Consider the following 18,811-nt stretch of genomic DNA (forward strand, 5'->3'; position numbering starts at 1 on the left):
CTACAGTTGAATTGCATCCATTGTGCTGGGTCTTTATTTTTTCCTGTTCAAGTTGCCACTTATGCTCAAACGCCTTGCCTGGCTGGCGCTCTGTGTCTGCGCCCCGCTGTCCGCCGCGCCTCATATCGATCCCCAACGTTTGCAGCAGCTGGCCAACGATCCTTTCTGGATCTCCCTCGGTCACTACGAAACCGCCAAGCTCGGTGGCTGGCGCAGCTATGTCAGCGACAAAAAATTCTTTCTCGCCGCCGATGGCAACGAACATCCGGACCATGAACTGGCAGCCACCGTGCAAGCGCTGTACGCCCCTGCCAGTGCGGGTGAACAGCATGCGCAGTGCGTCTATCCGGCCCGTACCCGCTGGCTGAAAGCGCAGCTCAACCTGACCGATCTTCCGGCACCGGACTGCGCCGAATTCAAGCAATGGTTCAAGGACGTCTCGCCCCACAGCGCGGTGATGATCTTTCCGGCAGCCTACCTGAACAGCCCGTCATCGATGTTCGGCCACACGCTGCTGCGCATCGATCAGGCCGATGTACAAAGCGACAAGACCTCGCTGCTCAGTTACGCGATCAACTTCGGCGCCTACATCGAGGGGTCGGACAACAGCATCCTGTACGCCTGGAAAGGCTTGATGGGTGGCTATCCGGGACTGTTTGCACTAGTGCCTTACCAGGAAAAACTCTCGGAATACCGCAGCCTCGAAAACCGCGACTTGTGGGAGTACCGGCTGAACCTGACCCAGCAGGAAACGGCGCGGATGGTCGAGCACGTCTGGGAGTTGAAACAGATTCAGTTCGATTATTTCTTCTTCGACGAAAACTGCTCCTATCGCCTGTTGGAACTGCTGCAAGTGGCGCGTCCGAGCCTGCGCCTGACCGGGCAATTCCCGCTGACCGCCATTCCCACAGACACCGTCAAGGCCGTAAAAGAAGCCGGGCTGGTGGAGTCCATCCAGTACCGCCCTTCCCGCGAGCGCGAACTGCTGAGTCGCGCCGAGACACTGACCGACGAAGAACAGCAGTGGGTGCTGAAAGTCAGTGCTGACCAGAAGCAACTGCAAACACCCGAATTCAAGGCACAACCCCGCGCGCGCCAAGCGTTGATCATCGATGCGGCCTATCGACTGGAGCGCTACCGCGCCAATGGTCAGGAGCGCGACCCGCAACGGGCACAGCGCAGTTTCGAACTGCTGCGGGCGATCAACCAGAACCCCGCACCAGAGCTCGATATCCCGCAACCCGGGCTTCCGGAAGATGGCCACGAATCCCGCACCTGGCAGGCCGGCCTCGGCACCCGCGGTGATCGTGCCTTTGGCGAGTACGGACTGCGCATGGCCTATCACGACCTCAACGACAACGCTGAAAGCTTCCCCCTCGGCGCTCAGATCGAAATCCTGCAATTGAAACTGCGCCAGTACGAAGGCAATGACTGGCAAGTGCAGCAACTGGACCTGGCGACGATTCGCTCCCTGACCCCGCGCAACGAGTTGCTGCAACCGCTGTCGTGGCAGGTCACCGGCGGCCTGGAGCGGGTGCCGGGCAAGCATGATGATGAAACCCTGGTCAGCCACGTCAATGGTGGAGGCGGTGGAACCTGGCAACTGGCCGACGACACCCTCGGTTTTGCCCTGGGCACCGTGCGCGTGGAGCACAACAATGATTTCGCCGAATTCATCTCTCCGGCGGCGGGGTTCAACACGGGTCTGCTGTGGAAAAACCCGCTGGGCAATCTGAGCCTGGAGGCGAAAGGCGATTTCTTCACCAACGGTGAAGTGCGCCGTAGCCTGAGCCTGAACCAGCAGTGGGAATTGTCACGCAACCTCGGTCTGCGCCTGAGTGCCCAGCGCGAATTCAGCCACCTGGCCACGCCCGAGAATGAAGTGATGCTCGAGGTGAAGTGGTATCACTACTGACGCAACCAAATGCCTGCAACCATGGCCTAACCCCTATAACGGGAGAAAACCATGAGTCGTGCCTTCGTCAATGAAGATAATGCTGCTGCACAAGCTGATCAGCCAGTTGAACGGCAGGTCAGCGCGCAGCCCAATTACGTTACGCCCACTGGTCTCGCCCAATTGCAGGCGAAGGTCGCCGAGTTGCAGAACCTGTTGGGAGAACTGAGCGCACAAGGAGACTTGGCCAACAAGCAGCGAGAGGCAGACCTTCAGCGCGACTTGAGGTATTTCAGCCAGCGCCTGCAAAGTGCTCAGCTTGTACCGCCCCCGAGCTCAACGGAAAAAGTACAGATTGGCAGTCGAGTAACCTTCGCCGACGAACAGGACACGGAGCTGACCGTGCAACTGGTGGGGGAAGATCAGGCTGACGCGCCAGCCGGCCTGATCAACTGGGGGTCTCCGCTGGGCCGGGCGCTGCTCGGAGCGCAACTCGGTGACGAGGTGCTATGGCAACGCCCTGCCGGCGATCAACTGATCGAGATCATCCGCATCGAACCGGCTTAAACCACACCCTGGGCGAGCATGGCGTCGGCAACCTTGACGAAACCGGCGATGTTCGCGCCCTTGACGTAGTTGACCTGACCGTTTTCTTCCCCGTAATGCACGCAGGCGTGGTGAATCGACTGCATGATCGCGTGCAGCTTGCTGTCCACCTCACCACCAGTCCAGAGCAGACGCATGGCGTTCTGCGACATCTCCAGGCCGCTGACGGCCACCCCACCGGCATTCGACGCCTTGCCCGGCGCGAACAGGATGCCTGCCTCGATGAACAGGTCGACGGCTTCGAGGGTGGTCGGCATGTTCGCGCCTTCCGCCACACAGATGCAGCCATTGCGCAGCAACGCCCGTGCCGCATCGGCATCCAGTTCGTTCTGCGTGGCGCACGGCAGCGCGATGTCGCAGCTCAGCCCCCATGGATGCTGGCCAGCCAGGAACTCCAGGCCAAAACGACCGGCCAGTTCGCTGATGCGTCCGCGCTGGACGTTTTTCAGTTCCAGCACCGCCTGCCATTGCGCCTCGGTCAGCCCGCTTTCGCAGTACAGCGTGCCTTCGGAGTCGGACAGCGAAATCACTTTGCCGCCCAGGTCCATGACCTTGCGCGCAGCGTATTGCGCAACGTTGCCGGAACCCGAGATGGCCACGCGTTTGCCTTCGACGGTTTCACCGCGACGCTTGAGCATTTCCTCGGCGAAGTACACGCAACCGAAGCCGGTGGCCTCAGGGCGGATCAGGCTGCCGCCGTAGCTCGGGCCCTTGCCGGTCAACACGCTGGTGAACTGGTTGCTCAAGCGCTTGTACTGACCGAACAGGAAGCCGATTTCACGGGCACCGACACCGATGTCACCGGCCGGCACGTCGACATCGGCACCGATGTGGCGGTACAGCTCGCTCATGAAGGCCTGGCAGAAGCGCATGACTTCGGCATCGCTCTTGCCTTTGGGGTCGAAATCCGAACCACCCTTGCCGCCGCCCATCGGCAGCGACGTCAGCGAGTTCTTGAAGGTCTGCTCGAAGGCGAGGAACTTCAGGACACCCAGGTTCACCGACGGATGGAAACGCAGACCGCCCTTGTACGGACCAATGGCGCTGTTCATCTGGATACGGAAACCGCGATTGACCTGCACCTTGCCGTGATCGTCGACCCAGGACACGCGGAACACGACGGCCCGCTCAGGCTCGCAGATACGCTCAAGAATGCCGGAGGTCAGATAGTGTGGATTGGCTTCAAGAAAGGGCCACAGGCTACGCAGCACCTCTTCGACGGCTTGATGGAATTCAGGCTGGTCCGGGTCGCGTTTTTTCAGGCGGGCAAGGAAAGAGTCGACGGATTCGATCATGGAAAAGTCTCGGCAAATTTATTGTCGTTGGAAGATTTGAGCCGGACTTTAACAAACCAATCGCGCACAGGAACAGCGCAGAATGTCGCTTTTATGAAATTAAATGGTGCACAGGATATAAATTAACCCTGTTTCCACGGTGTTTTTGCACCCAAACAGGGATTCCAAAATCCAGTTTTGCACCATCAGTTAGCCCGCCTTCGCGAGCAAGCCCGCTCCCACAGGGGAACGCATTTCAAGAGGTGGGAGCGGGCTTGCTCGCGAAGAACGAGACTCGGTGCCAGTTAATAAACACGCTAAAAAAAACGGAGCCCGAAGGCTCCGCTTTTTCATGCAACCAACCCAAATCAGGCCAGTTTCTTGTGGCGTACCCGGTGCGGCTGGGCAGCGGCTTCGCCAAGACGCTTTTTGCGATCGGCTTCGTATTCGGTGTAGTTACCTTCGAAGAACACCGCTTGCGAGTCGTCTTCGTACGCCAGGATGTGAGTCGCGACGCGGTCAAGGAACCACCGATCGTGGGAGATCACAATGGCGGCGCCCGGGAAGTCCAGCAGGGCTTCTTCCAGGGAACGCAGGGTTTCAACGTCGAGGTCGTTGGACGGTTCGTCGAGCAGCAGGACGTTGCCACCCTCTTTCAGGGTCAGGGCCAGGTGCAAGCGACCACGCTCACCACCGGACAGGTCCTTGACGAACTTCTGTTGGTCACCGCCCTTGAAATTGAAGCGGCCCACGTAAGTGCGCGACGGGATCTCGTAGTTGCCGATGCGGATCTGGTCGGAACCGTCGGAGATCTGCTGGAACACGGTCTTGCTGCCGTCCAGGTCTTCGCGGCTCTGGTCGACGCAGGCCAGCTGCACGGTTTCGCCGACTTCGATGCTGCCCGAATCCGGAGTTTCCTTGCCCATCAGCATGCGGAACAGGGTCGATTTACCGGCACCGTTACCGCCGATCACGCCAACGATGGCGCCTTTCGGCATGGAGAACGACAGGTTGTCGATCAACACGCGATCGCCATAGCCCTTGGTGACGTTCTTGAACTCGATGACCTTGTCGCCCAGGCGTGGACCGGCCGGAATGTAGATCTCGTTGGTTTCGCTGCGCTTCTGGAATTCCTGCGATTGCATTTCTTCGAAGCGTTGCAGACGTGCCTTGGATTTCGACTGGCGGGCCTTGGCGCCTTTGCGCACCCACTCCAGTTCTTCCTTCATGGCTTTTTCGTGAGCCGACTGCTGCTTGGATTCGGCAGCCAGACGATCGGACTTGGCTTCCAGCCAACCCGAATAGTTGCCCTCGTAAGGAATGCCCGCGCCGCGGTCAAGTTCCAGAATCCAGCCAGCGACGTTGTCCAGGAAGTAACGGTCGTGCGTGATCGCGACCACGGTGCCCGGGAAGTCGTGCAGGAAGTGCTCCAGCCACGCAACCGAATCGGCGTCCAGGTGGTTGGTCGGTTCGTCGAGCAGCAGCATGTCCGGGGCGGACAGCAGCAGGCGGCACAGGGCCACGCGACGTTTTTCACCACCGGAGAGGACTTCAACCTTGGCATCCCAGGCCGGCAGGCGCAGCGCATCGGCGGCGACTTCCAGCTGACGCTCCAGGTTGTGGCCGTCGCTGGCCTGCAGGATGGCTTCGAGCTTGGCCTGTTCGGCTGCCAGCTTGTCGAAGTCGGCATCCGGATCGGCGTAGGCCGCGTAGACCTCGTCCAGGCGTGCCTGGGCGTCCTTGATCACGCTGACCGCTTCCTCGACCACTTCACGCACGGTCTTGGTCGGGTCCAGTTGCGGCTCTTGCGGCAGGTAGCCGATGTTCAGGTCCGGCATCGGACGGGCTTCGCCGTCGAACTCGGTGTCGACGCCTGCCATGATTTTCAACAGGGTGGACTTACCCGAACCGTTGAGGCCGAGCACGCCGATCTTGGCGCCCGGGAAGAACGACAAGGAGATGTTTTTCAGGATTTCCCGCTTCGGTGGAACAACTTTGCCCAGCCGATGCATGGTGAATACGTATTGAGCCATGGAGAACCTTGGGTCAGTGACTGATGAAATGATTAGGGTGCAGGCGAAGCCTGGCCAGACCATGCGCGCTGTACGTTTGAAGAGGCCAATGCGTATGCGCTGAAAAAAGTCTGATTCTAGGAGCTGGAACGCTCCCGCGTAACCGGCAAAGCTACCTTAATGACAGATGGCAGTCCAGCCGAGCGGGACTGGCACTTTGCCACAACTCAAGGCATGCTAGCCGCCCTTCGGGCGTCCGGCTTATAGTGCACGTCGCGCCAGTCCAGCCAAACCGCAGGATTACAGTTTGTCCAGTGTCCCTCCGTCCCTGATCACCCGTGCACCGACTGTTGCACCCGGCTCGCCCATGCGCGGCACACTCAAGGGCGCTTTGGCGATGCTGGTGTTGCTGCTGCTCGCATTGCTGTTCTGGCAATTGCTGGATCAGCTGCGCGAAACCCAGAAGAGCAAGCGACAGGCCACCATCGACTACACCGCCGACCTGGCCACGCAAGTCAGCCTGAACATGGCGCTCAACGCGCAGATCGCCCTCAACCTGCTACCGATTGTCGAGCAGCCGCAAAGTGCCGACGAGCTACTGGACTTGCAGCGCAAACTGCAAAAATCCCTGCCCGACCTGCTGAGCCTCGCACTGCTCAGTCCCTCGGGAAGAATCCTCAGTGACACGGTTGGCACCCGCGAAGATGCCGACTATCTGGCGGAACTGGTGCGCCGCAGTCGCGCACAACCCCACTATTACAGCAACGCCATCGACGGCTCGCGAGTGCATCTGCTGTTGCATCAATCCAGCGGCAGCAACCGCGGCTATTGGGCCTTGCGCTTCAAACCGACGTTTTTCGCCTCCCTGACCAAGCTCAATGAAACGGCGGCGGCTCCGCTGTGGTTGGTGGAAAACCGCTTCAATCACCAGATCATCAGCCGCGACCAGGCGTTGCCGCAGGTCAACCCGGGCACCCTGACCCAGGACGATGTGGCCAACAGCGTACTGACCGTCCCACTGAGCGGCAGCGACTGGCAACTACGAGGCCTGTTCGATCGTCAGCGAGTACTCGAGGAACTGCTGCCGGCCTTCATCGGCAAATGCCTGCTGGGCCTGGCCTTTTCCATGTTGCCGTTCATCGTCCTGCTGAACATGCGCCGTCGCCAGCGCCAACTGCACGAAGGTCGCCGACGCTACCAGGAGATTTTCGAAGGCACCGGCGTGGCCCTGTGCGTCCTCGACATGTCGGGCCTGCGCAGCCTGTTCGACAAGGCTCAGTTGCTGCGCGACGAGCAACTGCAAACCTGGCTGGGGACACCAAACCTGCGCCGGCAATTGTTGCAGGAACTGCGCATCACCGAGGTCAATCAGGTCGCCCTGCAACTGCTGAACGTCAACACCTGTGAGCAAGTGTGGAACCTGCTGATCGATGGCAACCCCGTGGCGGGCAGCGCCATCGGCAATCAGGTCCTCGAAGCGGTGCACAAGCAACAGCAGCAGCTTGAACTGGAAATCAAGCTGCAGGACGCCGGGGGTCGTGACCAGCACCTGTGGCTGGTGTTGCGCCTGCCGCAAAACCCGGACGACTTCAAGGCCGTGATCCTGAGCATCACCGATATCACCAGCCGCAAGCTCATCGAGCTGTCGCTGCAGGAGCGCGAAGGCTTCTGGTCCGACGTCGTGCGGACCGTGCCCGATCACCTGTACGTGCAAGACGTGATCAGCCAGCGAATGATCTTCAGCAACCACCATCTGGGCCAGACGCTGGGCTACAACCGCACTGAACTGCAGCAGATGGGCGAGTACTTCTGGGAAATCCTCCTTCACCCCGACGATGCCGACTACTACCACCGCTCGCGCCAGAGCCAGCGGCAAGGCGGTTACAGCCAATTGATGCAGTGCCAGTTGCGCTTTCGCCACCGTGACGGCGAATGGCGGCGCTTCGACATTCGCGAGCAGGCACTGGCACGGGACAAGCATGACCAGGTCACCCGCATCATCGGCGTGGCCAAGGACGTTACCGAGCAGATTGAAGCCAGTGAGTCGCTGCGCGACAGCGAGCAGCGCTACAGGATGCTCGCTGAAAGCATCAGCGACGTGATTTTCTCCACCGACAACCGCATGGCGCTCAACTATGTCAGCCCGTCGGTGCAGGCAGTGCTGGGCTATGAAGCGGAGTGGATTTTCCAGAATGGCTGGCAATCGACCATTGCCAATCCGCAACAGCTGAGCGGCATCTACCACTTGATGGATCGCGTCAGCAAGGCGCTGGATAAACCCGAACAACTGGCCCTGTTGCGCAGCCAGGTGCAAACCCAACTGTTTCTGTTCGACTGCCTGCGCGCCGACGGGCGCAAGATTCCCATCGAACTGCGCCTGGTATTGGTCTGGGACGAACACGGTGCGTTCGAAGGCGTGCTGGGGGTCGGTCGCGACATCAGCCAGCAACGCCGGGCCGAGAAAGACCTGCGAATGGCCGCCACGGTATTCGAGCACTCGACCTCGGCGATCCTGATCACCGACCCGGCCGGCTATATCGTCCAGGCCAACGAAGCCTTCAGCCGTGTCAGCGGTTATGCCGTGGAACAGGTACTCGACCAGTTGCCGAACATGCTCACCGTCGACGAGCAGCAGGAAGCCCATTTGCGCTACGTGCTCAAGCAACTGAACCAGCACAGCACCTGGGAAGGCGAAGTGTGGCTCAGGCGCCGCAATGGCGAGCATTATCCGGCCTGGGTCGGCATAACCGCGGTACTGGACGATGAAGGCGACCTGGCCAGTTACGTGTGTTTTTTCAGCGACATCAGCGAACGCAAGGCCAGTGAACAACGGATTCACCGCCTGGCCTATTACGACGCCCTGACCCACCTGCCCAACCGCACGCTGTTCCAGGATCGCCTGCACACCGCGCTGCAAGCCGCCGAGCGGCAGAAGTCCTGGGTGGTGTTGATGTTCCTCGACCTGGACCGCTTCAAGCCGATCAACGATTCCCTGGGCCACGCCGCCGGTGATCGCATGCTCAAGGAAATGGCCACGCGCCTGCTCGGTTGCGTCGACGACGACGACACCGTAGCGCGCATGGGCGGCGATGAATTCACCTTGCTCCTGCAACCACGGGCCAACCGTGAAATCGCCCTGAACCGGGCGATTCACGTGGCAGAGCAGATTCTCGCCAGCCTGGTCAAACCCTTCGTGCTCGAAGGCCGCGAGTTCTTCGTCACGGCCAGTATCGGCATCGCCCTGAGCCCGCAGGACGGCAATGAACTCAGCCAACTGATGAAAAACGCCGACACCGCGATGTACCACGCCAAGGAACGCGGCAAGAACAACTTCCAGTTCTATCAGGCGGACATGAACGCCAGCGCCCTGGAGCGCCTGGAACTGGAAAGCGACCTGCGACACGCCTTGGAACAGAACGAATTCGTGTTGTATTACCAACCGCAATTCAGCGGCGATGGTAAACGCCTGACCGGCACCGAAGCCCTGCTGCGCTGGCGTCATCCGCGCCGCGGCCTGGTGCCGCCGGGGGACTTCATCCCGGTGCTCGAAGAGCTCGGCCTGGTGGTGGATGTCGGCGATTGGGTGATCAGCGAGGCCTGCCGTCAGCTCAAGACCTGGCATCAGGCCAAGGTGCGCGTGCCGAAGGTGTCGGTGAACATCTCCGCCCGGCAGTTCTCCGACGGCCAGCTCGGCACACGGATCGCCAACATCCTGAAGGACACCGGACTGCCGCCGGCGTGCCTGGAGCTGGAGCTGACCGAAAGTATCCTGATGCGCGAAGTCAGCGAAGCCATGCAGATTCTCGCCGGCTTGAAAAACCTTGGCCTGAGCATCGCGGTCGACGACTTCGGCACGGGCTACTCATCACTCAACTACCTCAAGCAGTTCCCGATCGACGTCCTGAAAATCGACCGCACCTTCGTCGACGGCCTGCCGTCGGGCGAACAGGACGCGCAGATCGCCCGGGCGATCATCGCCATGGCCCACAGCCTCAACCTGGCGGTGATCGCCGAGGGTGTGGAAACCCAGGAGCAGCTTGATTTCCTCAGGGAACACGGTTGCGACGAGGTCCAGGGATACCTGTTCGGGCGGCCGATGCCAGCCAATACCTTTGAAGTGCAGTTCAGCAATGATGCCCTCTTCATGTTCGACTGAAATTTTGTGGGGATGCCATCGCCAGCAGGCTGGCTCCCACAAGAATTTAGGTCGGCCAGGGAATTTGCAGGCTGTCGCGACTTCTGTGGGAGCCAGCCTGCTGGCGATTGGGCCGGCACGATCACCACTGATCCCGTCATGAAGCCCACTTGTCTGCGACATGATGTCGTTTCATATGCCTTCCAAAACCCATTGGGTTAGAATGCCCCCCTTTTCCGCCCCCGATCCTTGAGGACCGCCATGTTCAGCCGTGATTTGACTATTGCCAAGTACGACGCCGATCTCTTTGCCGCCATGGAGCAAGAAGCTCAGCGCCAGGAAGAGCACATTGAGCTGATCGCTTCGGAAAACTACACCAGCCCCGCGGTGATGGAAGCTCAAGGCTCGGTACTCACCAACAAGTACGCCGAAGGCTACCCGGGCAAGCGCTACTACGGTGGTTGCGAGTACGTCGACGTCGTAGAGCAGTTGGCCATCGACCGTGCAAAAGAACTGTTCGGCGCCGATTACGCCAACGTTCAGCCACACGCCGGCTCCCAAGCCAACAGCGCCGTTTACCTGGCCCTGCTGTCGGCTGGCGACACCATCCTGGGCATGAGCCTGGCCCACGGCGGTCACCTGACCCACGGTGCCAGCGTTTCGTCCTCCGGCAAGCTGTACAACGCCATCCAGTACGGCATCGATGCCAACGGCCTGATCGACTACGACGAAGTCGAGCGCCTGGCTGTTGAACACAAGCCAAAAATGATCGTGGCCGGTTTCTCTGCCTACTCGCAGATCCTCGACTTCCCGCGCTTCCGTGAAATCGCCGACAAGGTGGGTGCCTACCTGTTCGTCGACATGGCCCACGTGGCCGGTCTGGTCGCCGCTGGCGTCTACCCGAACCCGGTTCCATTCGCTGACGTGGTGACCACCACCACCCACAAGACCCTGCGCGGTCCACGTGGCGGCCTGATCCTGGCTCGCGCCAACGCCGACATCGAGAAGAAGCTGAACTCCGCCGTATTCCCAGGCGCCCAGGGCGGCCCGCTGGAGCACGTGATCGCCGCTAAAGCGATCTGCTTCAAGGAAGCGCTGCAGCCTGAGTTCAAGGCTTACCAGCAACAAGTGGTGAAAAACGCCAAGGCCATGGCCGGCGTGTTCATCGAGCGCGGTTTCGACGTGGTTTCCGGTGGTACTGAAAACCACCTGTTCCTGCTGTCGCTGATCAAGCAGGAAATCTCCGGTAAAGACGCCGACGCCGCCTTGGGCAAAGCGTTCATCACCGTGAACAAGAACTCCGTGCCAAACGACCCACGCTCCCCGTTCGTCACCTCCGGCCTGCGCTTCGGCACCCCGGCTGTGACCACTCGCGGCTTCAAGGAAGCAGAGTGCAAGGAACTGGCCGGCTGGATCTGCGACATCCTGGCGGACCTGAACAACGAAGCGGTGATCGATGCCGTTCGTGAGAAGGTCAAGGCGATCTGCAAGAAGCTGCCGGTGTACGGCGCTTAATTACAGCGCTTTACCGAGCCAGACAAAAACCCGACCCTCTGTGGTCGGGTTTTTTATGCGTCAATTCTTTTATAACCCGCGACGTCGACATTCCAGACAAACTAACAAAACGGCAACCAGCCATTTAATAAAACCCTGGAAAAACCCTGCCTTAATTTAAATCACGCCACTTTTATTAGAATCGCTATATTCCAAGGAAAGCACTTTCAGCTTGAGCACAAACCCACTCAAACAAGCGCTACAACCAAACGAATAGCGAGACAAGACAATGACTACAGACCGGCAAAAATCATTTATTGCCACACTAGGCACAGACAACATACCGCTGCACTTTCTCGACTTGCTACATGGCGAGCCAGCCATCGCCAGTAGTGTATTTGCCAGTGGTGGCTTTTTTACCGGCCCACCACAACGCAGAGACGACTCCCACCGGCTTGGGCTGCACCCTGAAATTTCGGCAGATGCCATACCCGGCCTATTACTCTATTTCAGATATACAAATTATGGCTACAGACTCTATATCCGGACGCCAGGCCCGTATTTCGGAAAATGCATCAGTGTCGATACATCCGGGTTTGTCGGCGCATTCCCCATTGCCGGTTCCACGACATTCAACTTGATCAATCGTCACAACAGGGCTATGACACTGGACGACATCAGGGAAGACAGCCTGGAGACCTACATCCAAGTCAGTGGATCCGGCCTCCTCCACCGCCAAAATCTATACGGCTCAAAGTACACATACATCGCCAACAAGGGACAGACACCCCTGCTTTGCAGATTGAAAATTCATGAAAGAAATGCGACTTACCTAAGCACCCCAGATGAAATCTAAGTAACTCCAACCAACAGTTGAAACTTTATCAAGGAAGATAAAATGAGCACCGATCGTCAAAAATCCTTCATTGCCGAACTGTCCACCAATTTCGGTCACCTGCACTTCCCTCGACTGACCCATAACAAAAAAGTCACCATGCAACCCCCTAAGCATTATAAGTACGAAGGCACACTAGATATTTCCAACTATCTTTTTGCGGACAGCAAAAACCCCAACAACACATTAAGATTTTATTTCAGGTGCACCGCAAACCACTACCATATTTACATACGCACGCCAGGCGCCTATTACGGAAGCATCCTAGGCATGAACAAATACAAAACCATTATTGCAACAGAAAATAAAGACGCTGCCAATTTCAACCTTCTCGACAAAAACGGCAACGTGATTACATTGGATGACATCTCTTCCAATAAATTGTCCTTAACGATCCAGACCACTCATGGGGTCCCGCTTACCGGTACGAAATATATGTATTCCCACGATGGTCATCATGTCAATGCAGGCGGAGGCGGGAGCAACCTGGTCTTTCACCTGAACATCATCGAGCGCAATGCCTCTTATGTCGACAATCCGGACGAAGTCTAAAACTGATCCGTAAGCGCCTCGACTTCCCCCTTGAACCCGATTCGATTTTTTTCACAGACCCAAACCGCTCAAGACCGGGCCTTGCCATTCAACTGGTAAGACCGGTCATGCCAATTTCAAAATTTTCCCTTGCGATCACCCGAAATCCACGCCTAGACTGCGCCTGCACTGGACATACCGGTAAGACCACAATAATTAAGTCCTGAAGCCGAAAGCCCTCAAACTCGGCAGCCAGGACACCGACCAGGATTCCTCCCATGCTCAGATGGTGCTCGCGTTCAATCTTCCTCCAAGTGGTTCTCGGACTGGTGCTCGGCATCGTCTGCGGGCTGACCCTTCCCGAATACTCCGCTCAGCTCAAACCCCTCGGCGACGGTTTCATCAAGCTGATCAAGATGCTCATCGGCCTGATCGTGTTCTGCGTCGTGGTCAGCGGCATCAGCGGTGCCGGCGACCTGAAGAAGGTCGGCCGTATCGGCCTGAAATCCGTGATCTATTTTGAAGTCTTGACCACCATTGCCCTGGTGATCGGCCTGGTGTTCGCCTTCAGCACCGGTATCGGCAGTGGCGCGAACATTCATCTGGAACAGCTTTCTGCGGCTGACATGGGCGATATCGCCCAGCGCGGCCAGCACATGCACACCACCACACAGTTCCTGATGGACCTGATTCCGACCTCGGTGATCGGTGCATTTGCCGATAACAACATCCTGCAAGTCCTGCTGTTCTCGGTGTTGTTCGGCAGCGCCCTGAATCTGGTGGGAGAAGCGGCGTCGGGCATTTCGCGACTGATCAACGAACTCAGCCATGTGATCTTCCGCATCATGGGCATGATCGTGCGACTGGCACCGATCGGCGTATTCGGCGCGATCGCCTTCACCACCAGCAAATACGGCCTGGACTCGCTGCAGCATCTGGGCAGTCTGGTCGGCCTGTTTTACCTGACCTGCGTGGCCTTCGTGGCGCTGATTCTCGGCCTGGTCATGCGTCTTTCCGGCCTGAAGATGTGGCCTTTGCTCAGGTACCTGCGCGAAGAACTGCTGATCGTCATGGGCACCGCCTCGTCAGACGCCGTGCTGCCACAAATCATGCGCAAGCTTGAGCATCTGGGTATCGGCAGTTCTACGGTCGGGCTGGTGATTCCCACCGGATATTCATTCAACCTCGACGGTTTCTCGATCTACCTGACCCTGGCCATCGTGTTCATCGCCAATGCCACCGGCACGCCGCTGGCCATGACCGACTTGCTGACGATTCTATTGGTGTCCTTGATCACCTCCAAAGGCGCACACGGCATCCCGGGTTCGGCCCTGGTGATTCTGGCGGCCACGCTGACGGCAATCCCGGCGATTCCCGTGGTGGGCCTGGTGCTGGTGTTGGCCGTGGACTGGTTCATGGGGATCGGCCGGGCCCTGACCAACCTGATCGGCAACTGCGTGGCCACCGTGGCGATCGCTCGCTGGGAAAAAGACATCGATGTGGAGCGGGCGAACAAAGTGCTTTCCGGCCAGGTGGGTTATACCTTCCAGCCGAGAAAACCGGTGGCTGCGGCCCATCAGCAGGAATTTTGAATGAACGCCGTGCCTGCTCCCGGGCAGGCATGGCCAAAACCGTTTTTGAGCTCATGGAGCGAACAGTGATTACCTCGTCGACCGTTGTAAATTCAGTCGTAGAAAAACTTCGGGCCGCGCTGGCCCGCGGTCAATGGCGTTCCGGTGACATGCTGCCAGGGCAACGCGAGTTGGCCGAACAACTGGGTATCAGCCGCCCCAGCCTGCGAGAAGCCGTCATCGTGCTCGAAACCCTCGGTCTGGTGCGGTCCATGCCGGGTAAAGGGGTGGTGGTCCTGGAGGCCAATCTTGCCGACAGCCAACAGCACGACAGTGCCGTGGCCGCCGCAAGCCTGGAAGACGTACTGCAACTGCGCTACACCCTTGAGCCGTTCATCGTCGGCCTGGTGGCGCAGTCGATCAGCAGCAAGGAAGTCGGGCAACTGCGCCTGACCCTGATGGACATGCGCGAAGCCTTGGAGGCCAACGACAGCGAAGCCGGGGTGAGCGCCTACATTGCGTTCCACGAAGAACTCTTCACCCTGACCTCGAACCCGATCTTCCAGAGCGTGGTCCAGCAGACCAGCAATGCGCTCAAGCAAAGCGCCGAAGTGCTGCGCAATTCCCCGGAACATCTGGCCGAACGCCTCGAAGAAAACGAAGCGGTGGTGCGGGCGATCCGCAGCAAGAACAGCGCCCAGGCCAGTGCCGAGATGCGTCGGCACATCCTTCGCGAGGGCCAGCGCATGGGCATTGAACTGAACATCCCGGACGACAACCTTGGCAGTTGAACCCTCTTCGAACTGGAGATTGGCCATGAACAGCTTCGTTTCACCGCAAACGCTTACCACCCTGCCCTTTCCACCGGCGGCGGATGATCTGTACTCGCGGGTCCTCGACGCCATTCTTGAACAGCGCATCCATGAGACCAGTCGCTTTACCGAAGAAAGCCTGGCGCAAATGTTCGGTGCAAGGCGCAGTGACATGCGTGATGTGCTGATGCGACTGTCCCATCAGCAGATCATTATTCTGCGGGTCAATCATCGCCCCCGTGTAGCGGCGCTCAGTGTCGATCAAGTTCGGCAAACGCTGCATGCGCGGCGACTGACCGAGCTCATGCTGGTGAAGCTGGCCTGCCAGCGGCCCTGCACGCAAGCCTTGAAGCGCCTGAGCGCGTTGGTCGATCGCGAGCGTCAATGCACTGAGCGTGGCCGGGCAATACGTCTGTCAGGAGAGTTTCACCTACAGTTGGCAGAAATGGCGGGCAATGCACCGTTGGCGCATTTTCTCGGCAGCCTGGTGCCACCGAGTTCGCTGGCGATTGCGCAACTTGAGGTGTGCGGGGAGGACTATTGCGCCTGGCAGGTGCACGAGAAAATAGTGGATGCGCTAACGCGTAGGGATGCCGTGATGGCAGCGACATTACTTAACCGGCATCTGGATTATCTGGAGGCGGTATTGCTGAACGCTCAACCGCTCTCCAACCGCAAGCGTATTGCCGGTTAGTTCGCCGCCACTCGAGCGAACCCCTCGCGAATCTTTTCTTCCGGCAAATCATCGGCAATGAACACGATCACGCTTTCGCGCGCTTCATCGTCGGCCCACTCGGTGTCCCAGTCGAAACCGTACAACTTAAGAACCCCCTGAAACACCATGCGGCGCGGTTCGCCGAGGATGTTCAAAACGCCCTTGTAGCGCAGCAGTTGCTTGCCGTGGTCTTCCAGCAGTTCGTTCATGAACTCGCTGAGCTTGTCGATATCCAGCGGCTTGTCGGTGCGCAGCACCAGGCTGGATATACGGTCGACGGACGGCGCCTGACTGACCGGGCGCAAACTCACGCCACCACCAAGGTCGGCATTGAGATTGAAACCACGCACGTCGAGCAGTTCGGCCAGGTCGATCTTGCCGTGGTCGACCACACGGATCGGTGCACGGCGATTGATACGGGTCAGGCGTTCGCTCAACGCGGTGAACGCAGGTTCGTCCACCAGATCACGCTTGCTCACCAGCAGCCGGTCGGCGAAACCGATTTGCGCCTGGGCGATGGTCTGGGTCAGATGCTGCTCGGCGTGTGCCGCGTCTACCAAGGTGATGATGCCGTCGAGGATGTAGCGCTCGCGCAGCTCCTCGTCGATGAAGAAGGTTTGCGCCACCGGAGCCGGGTCGGCGAGGCCGGTGCACTCGATCACCAGGCGGTCGAAGGCGATTTCGCCACTGTCGAGACGTTCGAGCAGCAGATACAGGGCCTTGGTCAGGTCGGTGTGGATCGTGCAACAGACGCAGCCGTTGGACAGCGTCATGACTTGAACCGGCTCGTCACCCAACAGTTGGGTGTCGATGCCGGCGTCGCTGAATTCATTTTCGATCACGGCGATTTTCAGGCCATGCTCGGCTTTGAGCATGTGGCGCAACAGCGTGGTTTTGCCGGCGCCGAGGAAGCCGCTGAGGATCGTGACCGGGATTGGAGTGAGCAAAACGAAAATCTCCCATGCGCTGATAAAACTGTAGGAGCCCGGCTTGCCGGCGAAGGCGTCCGGAAGATCGCTTTCGCCGGCAAGCCGGGCTCCTACAGTGGTGTGTCGCCTAGGCGTGTTGTATCAACAACACTTCGGCCCACCCTTGCCACCGTAACGAGCTTCCTGGCGTTCCCGAAAGAACATCTCGTAGCTCATCACCGGTTTGTCCGGGTGCTTTGTTTGCATATGCTCGACGTAATTGTCGTAGTCGGGCATGCCGACCATCAGGCGCGCTGCCTGACCGAGGTATTTACCGAGGCGACTCAGGTCATTGAACATGCTGCAATCCTCTGGTTACGCATCCGGAAGCGCCTGGAACGGCGCTTCCTTGTCCGTGCGTTCTTTCGTACCCCAGGCAGAAATACCGACCTTGAGTGCGTAGAACAGGATGCTGAATACCACGAACAGGAACAACGCGGTCAGCGTGGCGTTGGTGTAGGCGTTGAAGATCACGTGCTGCATTTGAGTGATGTCCTTGGCCGGGGCGAGAATCTGGCCGTTGGCCAGGGCATCGCTGTATTTTTTCGCCAGGGCCAGGAAGCCGATCGCCGGGTTGGCATCGAACAGCTTGATGAAGCCGGCGGTGGTGGTGCAGATCAGCAACCATACCGCAGGCAGCATGGTGACCCAGACATACCGCTGGCGTTTCATCTTGATCAATACCACGGTGCCGAGCATCAGCGCGATACCGGCGAGCATCTGGTTGGAGATGCCGAACAGCGGCCACAGGGTATTGATACCACCCAGCGGATCGATCACGCCTTGATACAGCAACCAGCCCCACATCGCCACGCAGCCGGCGGTGGCGATCAGGTTGGCGGCCCAGGACTCGGTGCGCTTGAGCGCGGGCACGAAGGAGCCGAGCAGGTCCTGCAGCATGAAACGGCCGGCACGGGTACCGGCGTCCACCGCGGTCAGGATGAACAGCGCTTCGAACAGGATCGCGAAGTGGTACCAGAACGCCATGGTGTTTTCACCCGGCAGCACACTGTGCAGGATCTGCGCGATGCCGACCGCCAGGGTCGGTGCACCGCCGGCACGGGCCAGGATGGTGGTTTCACCGATGTCGTGCGCTACTGCCTGCAGCGCTTCCGGGGTGATTGCAAAACCCCAGCTGCTGACGGTTTGCGCCACAGCCATCACGTCACCGCCCACAACTGCGGCGGGGCTGTTCATGGCGAAGTACACGCCTGGCTCGATCACCGATGCGGCGACCATGGCCATGATGGCCACGAAGGATTCCATCAGCATGGCGCCATAACCGATGTAACGGGAGTTAACCTCGTTATCCAGCAGTTTCGGCGTGGTGCCGGAGGAGATCAGCGCGTGGAAACCCGAGACCGCGCCACAGGCGATTGTGATGAACAGGAACGGGAACAGACCGCCCTTCCACACCGGGCCAGTGCCATCGACAAATTGGGTCAGCGCCGGCATTTTCAGCTCGGGCATGGTGATCAGGATGCCGATCGCCAGGGCCACGATGGTGCCGATTTTCAGGAACGTCGACAGGTAGTCACGCGGTGCCAGGATCAGCCAGACCGGTAACGAAGCTGCCACGAAACCGTAACCGACCAGCATCCACGTAATCTGAACGCCATTGAAGGTGAAGGCCTTGGCCCAGACCGGATCCGCAGCAATCTGCCCACCCAGCCAGATCGACCCCAGCAGCAGCAATACGCCGATCACGGAAATCTCACCGATGCGGCCCGGGCGGATGTAGCGCATGTAGATGCCCATGAACATCGCGATCGGGATGGTCGCCATCACCGTGAAGATCCCCCACGGGCTCTCGGCCAGGGCTTTCACCACGATCAGCGCCAGCACCGCGAGGATGATGATCATGATCAGGAAGCAGCCGAACAGCGCGATGGTGCCGGGGATGC

14 protein-coding genes are annotated in these 18,811 nt (G+C 59.1%); 9 read left to right on the forward strand and 5 right to left on the reverse strand.

The window, feature by feature from the left end:
* Positions 1-61: 61 nt before the first annotated feature.
* Together SOP85_RS15060 and SOP85_RS15065 are read left to right on the forward strand one after the other, a co-directional pair.
* Positions 62-1,915, forward strand: coding sequence for an Lnb N-terminal periplasmic domain-containing protein (locus SOP85_RS15060; RefSeq protein WP_323608757.1), 1,854 nt, complete (start codon positions 62-64; stop codon positions 1,913-1,915).
* Between the two features lie 51 nt (positions 1,916-1,966).
* Entirely contained in the window at positions 1,967-2,461 is a 495-nt protein-coding gene (locus SOP85_RS15065; RefSeq protein ID WP_323627371.1) for a GreA/GreB family elongation factor, read from the forward strand.
* Here the strand turns inward: SOP85_RS15065 and gdhA are convergent.
* Together gdhA and ettA are read right to left on the reverse strand one after the other, a co-directional pair.
* Complete coding sequence (gene gdhA / locus SOP85_RS15070) at positions 2,458-3,795, reverse strand: NADP-specific glutamate dehydrogenase (protein WP_274074527.1); 1,338 nt, start codon at positions 3,793-3,795, stop codon at positions 2,458-2,460. The two genes, SOP85_RS15065 and gdhA, sit on opposite strands and share 4 nt — an antisense overlap.
* 347 nt (positions 3,796-4,142) lie before the next feature.
* Positions 4,143-5,807 carry an energy-dependent translational throttle protein EttA gene (ettA, locus tag SOP85_RS15075; protein WP_008058240.1) on the reverse strand — a complete coding sequence of 555 codons (1,665 nt, stop codon included), beginning with the start codon at positions 5,805-5,807 and terminating at the stop codon, positions 4,143-4,145.
* 346 nt (positions 5,808-6,153) lie between these two features.
* Between ettA and SOP85_RS15080 the strand changes: the two genes are divergently transcribed.
* From SOP85_RS15080 to SOP85_RS15110, 7 genes are all read left to right on the forward strand, one after another.
* A complete protein-coding gene (locus SOP85_RS15080; protein ID WP_274074606.1) occupies positions 6,154-9,942 on the forward strand; it encodes a sensor domain-containing protein in 3,789 nt (1,262 codons plus the stop codon).
* A gap of 240 nt (positions 9,943-10,182) precedes the next feature.
* Positions 10,183-11,436, forward strand: a complete 1,254-nt coding sequence (glyA, locus tag SOP85_RS15085) for a serine hydroxymethyltransferase (RefSeq protein ID WP_077185842.1) — start codon at positions 10,183-10,185, stop codon at positions 11,434-11,436.
* A 268-nt stretch (positions 11,437-11,704) separates the two neighbouring features.
* Complete coding sequence (locus tag SOP85_RS15090) at positions 11,705-12,271, forward strand: hypothetical protein (RefSeq protein ID WP_323627372.1); 567 nt, start codon at positions 11,705-11,707, stop codon at positions 12,269-12,271.
* Between the two features lie 42 nt (positions 12,272-12,313).
* A complete protein-coding gene (locus SOP85_RS15095; protein ID WP_323627374.1) occupies positions 12,314-12,862 on the forward strand; it encodes a hypothetical protein in 549 nt (182 codons plus the stop codon).
* A 257-nt stretch (positions 12,863-13,119) separates the two neighbouring features.
* Entirely contained in the window at positions 13,120-14,433 is a 1,314-nt protein-coding gene (locus SOP85_RS15100; RefSeq protein ID WP_323627375.1) for a C4-dicarboxylate transporter DctA, read from the forward strand.
* Positions 14,434-14,498: 65 nt separating this feature from the next.
* Positions 14,499-15,203 (forward strand): FadR/GntR family transcriptional regulator, encoded by a 705-nt coding sequence (locus SOP85_RS15105; protein ID WP_274074523.1) that lies wholly within the window; start codon positions 14,499-14,501, stop codon positions 15,201-15,203.
* A gap of 25 nt (positions 15,204-15,228) precedes the next feature.
* A complete protein-coding gene (locus tag SOP85_RS15110) occupies positions 15,229-15,918 on the forward strand; it encodes a GntR family transcriptional regulator (protein ID WP_323627376.1) in 690 nt (229 codons plus the stop codon).
* Here SOP85_RS15110 and yjiA read toward each other — a convergent pair.
* The 3 genes from yjiA to SOP85_RS15125 form a co-directional block, all read right to left on the reverse strand.
* Complete coding sequence (gene yjiA / locus SOP85_RS15115) at positions 15,915-16,886, reverse strand: GTPase (RefSeq protein ID WP_323627377.1); 972 nt, start codon at positions 16,884-16,886, stop codon at positions 15,915-15,917. The genes SOP85_RS15110 and yjiA overlap by 4 nt on opposite strands.
* 123 nt (positions 16,887-17,009) lie before the next feature.
* Complete coding sequence (locus tag SOP85_RS15120) at positions 17,010-17,207, reverse strand: YbdD/YjiX family protein (RefSeq protein ID WP_007895266.1); 198 nt, start codon at positions 17,205-17,207, stop codon at positions 17,010-17,012.
* A 15-nt stretch (positions 17,208-17,222) separates the two neighbouring features.
* On the reverse strand, positions 17,223-18,811 hold a 1,589-nt coding region (locus SOP85_RS15125), incomplete at its 5' end, for a carbon starvation CstA family protein (RefSeq protein ID WP_323627378.1).

This window comes from Pseudomonas sp. YuFO20, assembly GCF_035064975.1.
In the GTDB taxonomy this organism is placed as follows: Bacteria; Pseudomonadota; Gammaproteobacteria; order Pseudomonadales; family Pseudomonadaceae; genus Aquipseudomonas; species Aquipseudomonas putida_AE.

Bases quoted from the DNA above. Each gene is read 5' to 3' on its own strand.
- SOP85_RS15110 (WP_323627376.1), top strand. From the start codon at position 15,229: ATGAACAGCTTCGTTTCACCGCAAACGCTTACCACCCTGCCCTTTCCA.
- SOP85_RS15065 (WP_323627371.1), top strand. From the start codon at position 1,967: ATGAGTCGTGCCTTCGTCAATGAAGATAATGCTGCTGCACAAGCTGAT.
- glyA (WP_077185842.1), top strand. From the start codon at position 10,183: ATGTTCAGCCGTGATTTGACTATTGCCAAGTACGACGCCGATCTCTTT.
- SOP85_RS15095 (WP_323627374.1), top strand. From the start codon at position 12,314: ATGAGCACCGATCGTCAAAAATCCTTCATTGCCGAACTGTCCACCAAT.
- SOP85_RS15100 (WP_323627375.1), top strand. From the start codon at position 13,120: ATGCTCAGATGGTGCTCGCGTTCAATCTTCCTCCAAGTGGTTCTCGGA.
- SOP85_RS15080 (WP_274074606.1), top strand. From the start codon at position 6,154: ATGCGCGGCACACTCAAGGGCGCTTTGGCGATGCTGGTGTTGCTGCTG.
- gdhA (WP_274074527.1), bottom strand. From the start codon at position 3,795: ATGATCGAATCCGTCGACTCTTTCCTTGCCCGCCTGAAAAAACGCGAC.
- ettA (WP_008058240.1), bottom strand. From the start codon at position 5,807: ATGGCTCAATACGTATTCACCATGCATCGGCTGGGCAAAGTTGTTCCA.
- SOP85_RS15090 (WP_323627372.1), top strand. From the start codon at position 11,705: ATGACTACAGACCGGCAAAAATCATTTATTGCCACACTAGGCACAGAC.
- SOP85_RS15120 (WP_007895266.1), bottom strand. From the start codon at position 17,207: ATGTTCAATGACCTGAGTCGCCTCGGTAAATACCTCGGTCAGGCAGCG.
- SOP85_RS15060 (WP_323608757.1), top strand. From the start codon at position 62: ATGCTCAAACGCCTTGCCTGGCTGGCGCTCTGTGTCTGCGCCCCGCTG.